The 1,079-nt window shown below is 57.5% G+C and carries 1 protein-coding gene; it reads right to left on the reverse strand.

Annotation, left to right across the window (positions count from 1 at the left end; translation table 11 throughout):
* A partial coding sequence (locus tag B2W96_RS10265) for a DMT family transporter (protein WP_293010198.1) occupies nucleotides 1-817 on the reverse strand: 817 nt, incomplete at its 3' end.
* Between the last annotated feature and the right edge of the window lie 262 nt (nucleotides 818-1,079).

Here is a 1,079-nt window from a genome sequence, read left to right on the forward strand (position 1 = left end):
CCGCTGCCGGAGAGATGGGCTCCTTCAGCGTCAGCCCCGCCATGACAATGGTGACAAAGGGAATCAGATACAGGCAGTTGTTGGTGGAGACGACCCCCAACAGCGTAAAGGCTTTCCCCCACAGCACATAGCAAAGGGCACTGCCGATCAGCCCCAAAAACAGAATGTTGAACAGCGGCAGCGGCCCGGACAGGGGAGCAAGAGAAAACGCTCCGCCTGGGATTGCCATGGGAACGGCGGTAATGAGGCCCCAGAGCATAGTTCGCCGGGTGACCAGAATGGGGTCCAGCTCCGGAGGCATTTTGCGCAGCATTACGGAGTATGTTGCCCAGCAGCAGGCGGACAGGAGGGCGAGAATGTCTCCCTTGGGACTGACCCGAAGGACAAACGCCCCGTTGAATACCACCAGAACCACGCCGGAAAAGGCCACGAGAAAGCCCCAAAGCGTATTTCGGTGCAGCTTTTCGTCGGTGGCGAAGTGGGCAATGACGGCTGTGAGAATCGGGGCGGCGGACACAATGATGCTGACGTTGGCCGCCGTAGTATGAAGCAGGGCGGTGTTTTCCGTGAGAAAGTAAATCGAACAGCCTGCGATTCCCAAAGCGGCAAAGCGCAGCTCTGTTTTCCAAGGCAGCAACAGGGGCCGGGGGCGGATAATCCAAAGGGCGATGTAAGCCAGAACGAACCGCATCAGCATGATGCGGGCAGGGGTGTAAAAAACAAGAAGCTGCTTACTGGCGATGAAGGTGGCCCCCCAAACCAGCACGGTGAACAGGGCGAACAGATAGCCCAGCGTGGTTTTTCTTGACGGATTCATAGGTTCCTCCCGCGCGCGGCGCACACAATATAATATTTATCACGATACCACGTTGCGCTTAAAACCGCAAGAGCTTGTTTCACCGGAGGAGGTTCGGCGGCAGCCCTTTCGGGGAAATAAGCCTTGCGCCGTAAAATGCGGAAGCCGTCGGGGGGCAATGCCCGCTCCCCGACGACCTCCGAAGAAATCAGCGCTGGTTCTGCTGCTGATTCTTCTGCTGATTCCGCTGATTCTCCTGCTGCTGCTTCTGCTGCTGATTCTG

The organism is Oscillibacter sp. UBA6647 (genome assembly GCA_002455655.1).
Lineage (GTDB): Bacteria > Bacillota > Clostridia > Oscillospirales > Oscillospiraceae > Oscillibacter.